The sequence below is a fragment of the Marinobacter sp. genome, from assembly GCF_033722195.1.
Lineage (GTDB): Bacteria > Pseudomonadota > Gammaproteobacteria > Pseudomonadales > Oleiphilaceae > Marinobacter.
Genome location: NZ_JAWVZL010000138.1, coordinates 1 through 6,253 on the forward strand (window position 1 = coordinate 1; position 6,253 = coordinate 6,253).

Here is a 6,253-nt window from a genome sequence, read left to right on the forward strand (position 1 = left end):
AGGATTTTCCCAAGGCATTGCAGCAACTGGCCAGCCCTGCAGAACGGCTGGGCGCAGTCTGGTTCCAACATGCTCCGCCGGAATCAACGGTTGCCGAAGCCATCCAGCTCGGGGCCGATCCCGAGGCCTATGCCCGCATGCTCTATACCGCCCTGCATACCCTGGACCAGGCGGGTCTGACGCGCATCCTGGTTGAACTGCCACCTGCCACCGAGCCCTGGCGGGCCATCAATGATCGGCTAAGCCGCGCCTGCAGCCAGTAACGGCCATGGACTTCCAGAACAGGGTCGAGGCCGGGAGTAGCCGGCTGCAAAGCTGCGCCCCCGGACTCTGCCACTAACGATCTCCTATTCCGGCGCCACCGCCGGGCGGCCTGCGTCGGTGCGCACCGGCAGCAGACGGATCAGCTTGCCCTCCTTGGCGTCCACCAGGGCATAGAGGGAGTCATCGGGTGCCTGAACCAGGTCCCGGATACGGCGGCCCATATCGATTCGCTCCTCGACGGCAATGCGCTCGCCGTCCATCTCCAGCCGCACGATGGCCTTGGACGACAGGCCGCCCACCAGCACGCTGTTTTGCCACTCCGGCATCAGGGTGCCGTCGTAGACCAGGGCCCCGGAGGGTGAAATCACCGGTGTCCAGGTCCGCAAGGGCTGCTTGTACTGGTCGGTGCCGGCGTGGGGCGGAATGGTGGCGCGGTTGTAGTGGGAGCCATTGCTGACCTCCGGCCAGCCGTAGTTGCCGCCTTTCTCGATCAGGTTGACCTCGTCGCCCCCCAGGGGCCCCATCTCGAACACCAGCAGCTGATCCAGGGCGGGGTGCATGGTCGCCGCCAGGATATTGCGATGGCCGTAGCTCCACACATCACCGCGGGCGTCGTCCTTGCCGGCGAAGGGGTTGTCCTCGGGAATCGAGCCATCCGTGTTGATGCGGACGATCTTGCCCAGGTTGGTATTGAGGTTCTGGGCCGGGTCAAAGCGCATACGATCGCCGGAAGTGATGAACAGCTTGCCGTCCGGCGCGAAGGTCAGGCGGTGACCGAAGTGGCCACGGCCCAGGGTCTTGGGTTCCTGACGCCAGATCACCTCCACATCCCTGAGGCGATTGCCATCCAGCCGGCCACGAGCGACCGCCCCACCCCGGACGATGTCATCGGAGGTGTCCACATACGTGGCAAAGCGGGCGTCATTGAGATCGTGGGTGCCGCTGGGCTGCTGTTCGGCCGCTTCTACGTAGGACAGGTAGATCCGCTGATTGCTGTCAAAATCCGGGTCCAGGGCCACGTCCAGCAGACCGCCCTGGTCGCCAGCGCCACGGTAGACCACGTCGGGCACGCCCTTGACCGGGTCCGAGAGCTCGCCGGCCTCCCAGATTCGCAGGTGTCCGGGCTTCTCGGTGATCAGCATGCGGTTGCCCGGCAGCACCGCCAAGGCCCAGGGGAATTCCAGGGTGGCCAATGTCTCCACGTCCAGGTCGCCAACGCTGGCGGAGGTGACCCGTTCGGGAGCCTCCTGCTGGTCGGCGCTGGCCGCCATGAACGGGGCTAGCAACAGCAGCGCCGCCAGGGCGTTACGCATGGCTGTATTGTGATTGTGAGGGGATTGCGCGCGCAGCCGGAGGCTGCCGATACGGCGGGCGCGGGTTAAGAGGGTCGGCATATTGAGCCTCCTGTCCACGTGAATTTGGGATCGAATTGGAACCTTGCCCACTCAGCCTAGATGGGGATTGCCCGGGCGTCCATGTCCCAGCCGGCGGTCCGGCGTCCTGTACGGGATATTCCGTGAGCGCCATATAGGGGTCTTTCGTTATCTTTTGTCCATTTTTCGTACGTTTTGATAGGCACCACAGAAAAGCCCGATAGAATAAAGAAATATGACTTTCATCAACCCCGGGGAGACGCCCGTTACCCCACTGATCAAAACCTTGCGAGAGGGTTCGTCCATGGCAGTCAGGCGTCATAAACGCGCGTTCGTGTCATGTCTTTTTGCTTCGCTATCTCTGGTTCTTTTTGCGTCACCGGCCCCGGCCGTCAGCTTTGACGACGACCTGACCCGCCAGCTGGCGCGCTCCGCCCCCAACATCAACCGGGATGTGCTGCAGGCGGCCCTGCAGGCCACCCAGTGCGCCGTCAGGAATGGCGTCGAGGAACCCGAGCGGCTGGCGGTGATCGACTTCAGCCTGCCCTCCACCGAGCGTCGGCTGTGGATCTTCGATCTGGCCAAGGGTGAGCTGCTGATGCGCGAGCTAGTGGCCCACGGCAAGAACAGCGGCCTCAACCGGGCCACGGAATTTTCCAATACGGTCAATAGTTATCAGTCCAGTATTGGTCTGTTCCGGGCCAGCGAGAGCTACCAGGGCAAACACGGCTACTCCCTGCGTCTGGACGGTCTGGAGGAAGGCATCAACGACCGTGCCCGGGAACGGGCCATCGTGATCCACGGCGCCGACTACGTGGACCCGAGCTGGATCAGAGAGCACGGCCGCCTCGGCCGCAGCCACGGCTGTCCGGCGGTGCGCCAGGGCGTCGTCCAGAAGGTGGTCAACACCCTCAAAGGCGGCCAGCTGGTGTTCAAGTACTACCCCGAACAGCGGTGGCTGCAGTCCTCCTGGTACCTGCATTGCGACGAGCCGCAACTGGCCAGCCGCGATTTTGACCAGCGGCGCCGGGAACACCGCGAGCTCTGAGGCCGGAGCCCGGATGGCGTGCGATGCGCCATCCGGGTCCCTGATGCTGCAGCGACTGGCACCGATCAGAAGTCGTAGGTGACCGTGGCCTGGACACTGCGCTCGGCGCCGAAATAGCACACCGCCTCGCTGTAGCAGGCACCCACGAATTCCTTATCCAGCAGGTTGTTGGCGTTCAGTCGTGTGCTGACCCCCGCCAGCCCCAGCCGCGAAAGGTCATAACCGAGGGTCAGGTCCACCAGGGTGTAGTCCGGCACCTCCAGGGTATTGCGCTCATTGGCCCAGCTCTCGCCGACATAGCGAACCCCCAGACCCATATCAAGGCCGGCCAGGCTGCCATCGACAAAACCGTAACTGGCCCAGAGCGAGGCCAAATGCTCCGGCGTCGCGACAGGCGTATTGCCTTCGATGGGCGTGGCGGACTCCTTGACCTTCACATCGGTGTAGCTGTAGCTGGCCAGCAGCGAGAAATTGTCGGTCAGCTCTGTACTGGCCTCCAGTTCCACACCTTCGGAACGGATCGAATAGACCCGGCAGGCCTGCACCGCCTGGATGTAGTTGGCCACGTTCTCCTGATTGATCCGGAATACCGCAATGCTGTAGCGGTCCCGGGTGCCGGCAGGCTGGAATTTGAGGCCCGCCTCGACCTGGTCACCTTCGGCGGGCTTGATCAGCTCACCACGCTCGTCCACGTTGCTGTTGGGATTGAAGGACTCCGAGTAGCTCAGGTAAGGCGCGACGCCATTATCGAAAAGATAAAGCAGGCCCGCGCGGCCGCTGAACTGGGTGTCGTCCAGCGCTTCATTGCCCTGGGTGCCAAACGCCAGGGTCTGGTAATCATTCTCCACGTCGATCCAGTCGTAACGGCCACCCAGGGTCAGGCGCCAGTTGCGGTAGGCCACCTGGTCCTGCAGGTAGACTCCGGTCTGGGACAGACTGCGCTGGTTGTCCTGGTAGGGGCTGATCACACCCTCGGTGCCGTAGACCGGATCAAACGGGTCGATGAGCGCAAAACTGGAGGGCCAGCCGCCCCAGGTCCAGTCCGCATCCACATCCAGTTGCTGGTAGTCCAGGCCGGTGAGCAGCGTGTGGCGCGCGGCGCCGGTGTCGAATTCGGCAATCAGCTGGTTGTCCACTGCCAGGCCTTCAAGGTCCTCATCTGCGCCAAAATAGGTGCGCGGCAGGGTGTCGTCGGGCAGCCAGTAACCCTGATTGTAGACCTGACCGTATTCCACGTCGGCCTGATGGAAGCGAAGGTTCTGGCGCGCCGACCAGGTGCTGCTGAAACGGTGTTCCAACTGATAGCCCAGCAGGGTCTGGCGGCGATCGAAACGCTCGTAGTCCGGCTCACCGTCGTAAAAGTTGTTGGAGATTTTGCGGCCGTTGCGGGGCGTCAGCGAACCCTCCGCCGGCACGCCGCCGTAATAGCCGCCCTCCGGATCCTGCTGCAGGTAAGCCATCAGGGTCAGGGTGGTGGCCTCGCCTAGGTCCAGGGTCAGGGAAGGCGCCAGCGCATAGCGCTCCTGCTTCACCTTGTGCCACTGACTGTCGGCGTCCTGCACCAGACCCAACAGGCGATAGGCGGCATTGCCCGATTCGCCGACACGGTTGCTGAAATCAAATGCAGCGCCCTTGTGGCCCTGGGTCCCGACACTGGCCTGCACCTGGTACTGGCGCTCGAAGACAGGCTTCTTGCTGGTCAACGCCACCAGTCCGCCCGGGGCGGCGCGGCCATAGAGCACCGATGACGGCCCCTTGACCACCTCGATACGCTCCAGGAAGTAGGGGTCGATCTGCAGGATGCTGTAGGTGCCCTTGTCGTTCAACAGCTTGAGACCGTCCAGGTACTGGTTGTCGATGCTGTCGCTGCCGAAACCCCGCAGCTTGATGGCGTCATAGCGCGAGGCGGTGGCGCCGTACTGGTTGGTAAAAACCCCGGCACTGTAGCGGGTGGCCTGCTGGACGGACTCCGAGCCCTGGCGCTCGATCTGCTCCTCGGTGACGACAGACACCGACTGGGGGGTCTCCACGAAGGCGGTATCGGTCTTGGTGGCGCCACGGAGCGCCGTTACTTCCAGGGCGTCCAGCAGGATCACCGAATCATCGTTTTTATCGGCAACAACGGGAGCGGCACCGGCCAGGCCGGCCAGACCCAGGGCTACCGCCAGTGACAGGGGAGCGGGTTGGAACATGGGAAGAACCTCGATTTGGACAGCGAATAACGTTAATGAGAATTATTCTATTTTAAGGGGGTCTCGAGGTATGCCCGGCGCCAGGGTTTGTATGGGCAATGACAAGATCCCCTGCGGCGGGAGGACTCCCCGCACCCAGGGCAGAGGGAGGCAATCAGCCAAGGTCGCTTGGCGACAGACCGAAGGCCCGGCGGAAGGCGGTGGCGAAGTTGGTGGCGTGGCGGTAGCCGGCCCGATGGGCGGCCTGCTGGACGGTCAGGCCCTCCTCGAGACTGCGCCGGGCCAGTTCCAGGCGGCAATTGCGAAGATACTCGAATACCGGGACGCCGTAGGCCTGCCGGAATTTGGCGCGCAGGCTGCTTGGACTCATGGCGGCCCGCCGGGCCAGATCAGCCAGGCTGTAGTCCTCCGCCGGTGCAAACTCCAGCCGTCGCCGCACGGCTTCCAGACGCTGCAAGTCTCCGGGGCCAAGACCTGTGTCACGTGTTGACCTGGCGCCCTCCCCCGGCAGGCCAAAACCCATCAGCTGCATGGCCAGTCCCTCGAGGATCAGCTCCCGCTGAAGGGCCGGCCGGGCTGTCTCCAGGCCGTGCCGGAGCAGACCAAGCAGGGCGGCGGGCACGCGCCAGGCGTGCACCGGCTGGGGCGAGCGCCGCAGCAGTTCAGCCACCAGCGCGGCCTGGCTGCCGGCACCGTCGAGATGTCGGGAATCGAGCGCCAGGGTGACCGTTTCCAGACGCTGCCCGGAGAGTTGGACCGCCCGCAGCGGCTGCTCCGGCCCGAGTTGCAGACTGAGGGCCATGCCGGTATGGAGGGTTCGCCGCCAACTGCCTACCTCGAGCCGGACGCTGCCCTGCAGGACCACCACCATCAGCAGCGGCGACTGCCCGAGGGACACCGACTCGTAGGGTTGGAGCACGTCCAGACTGGACCGGGTCAGGCGAAAACCGGACGGCAGCACCTGTTCCTCGATCTGGCCCAGGGCCACCGCCTGACTGGTAGGCAGTCGGCCACCGGCCAGCGTCGGGAACCGGTAGTCGATGCCGAAGTCCCGGCCAAAGCCCAGGAAGTCACCCATCGAGAAGTGTCGGGGTTGGACCACAGCGCTTGTTTCCAGCAAAGACAGCTCTCCGGTTGAACGCTGGCAGAGGGGCAAGGTTATCAGCCCCGGCGCAACACCTCAACGATAATGGGAGCCATTCTCACCTGAGTAATCCGCCATGGCCTGGAGGGTCTGATCGAGCGCTTCCGGATCCGCCAGCGGGGACTGACTGATCAGCTCCAGCCGGCTCTCGCCGGCGGCCGCCACAGCCCGGAAACTGGCCTCCCCCGCCACGGCGTTGATGGCCTGCCAGCCATCATCGGTGTGAACCACC

At 64.1% G+C, this 6,253-nt stretch carries 5 protein-coding genes and 1 pseudogene; 2 read left to right on the top strand and 4 right to left on the bottom strand.

The features are described from left to right. Positions 1 to 263 (top strand): Sua5 family C-terminal domain-containing protein (locus R3280_RS15585; protein ID WP_318999531.1); only part of this gene is annotated, 263 nt, incomplete at its 5' end. Positions 264 to 347: 84 nt separating this feature from the next. Here the strand turns inward: R3280_RS15585 and R3280_RS15590 are convergent. Beyond that, entirely contained in the window at positions 348 to 1,658 is a 1,311-nt protein-coding gene (locus tag R3280_RS15590; protein WP_318999532.1) for a PQQ-dependent sugar dehydrogenase, read from the bottom strand. A 283-nt stretch (positions 1,659 to 1,941) separates the two neighbouring features. On the opposite strand from R3280_RS15590, the gene R3280_RS15595 reads away from it, so the two are divergent. Further along, complete coding sequence (locus tag R3280_RS15595) at positions 1,942 to 2,685, top strand: murein L,D-transpeptidase catalytic domain family protein (RefSeq protein ID WP_413468792.1); 744 nt, start codon at positions 1,942 to 1,944, stop codon at positions 2,683 to 2,685. A gap of 65 nt (positions 2,686 to 2,750) precedes the next feature. Here the strand turns inward: R3280_RS15595 and R3280_RS15600 are convergent, their stop codons facing one another. The 3 genes and pseudogenes from R3280_RS15600 to R3280_RS15610 form a co-directional block, all read right to left on the bottom strand. Then, a complete protein-coding gene (locus tag R3280_RS15600) occupies positions 2,751 to 4,877 on the bottom strand; it encodes a TonB-dependent siderophore receptor (protein WP_318999534.1) in 2,127 nt (708 codons plus the stop codon). Positions 4,878 to 5,031: 154 nt separating this feature from the next. Continuing rightward, positions 5,032 to 5,979, bottom strand: coding sequence for a helix-turn-helix transcriptional regulator (locus R3280_RS15605; protein ID WP_318999535.1), 948 nt, complete (start codon positions 5,977 to 5,979; stop codon positions 5,032 to 5,034). Positions 5,980 to 6,057: 78 nt separating this feature from the next. Beyond that, positions 6,058 to 6,253, bottom strand: a pseudogene (locus R3280_RS15610) (hypothetical protein); the annotation flags it as partial.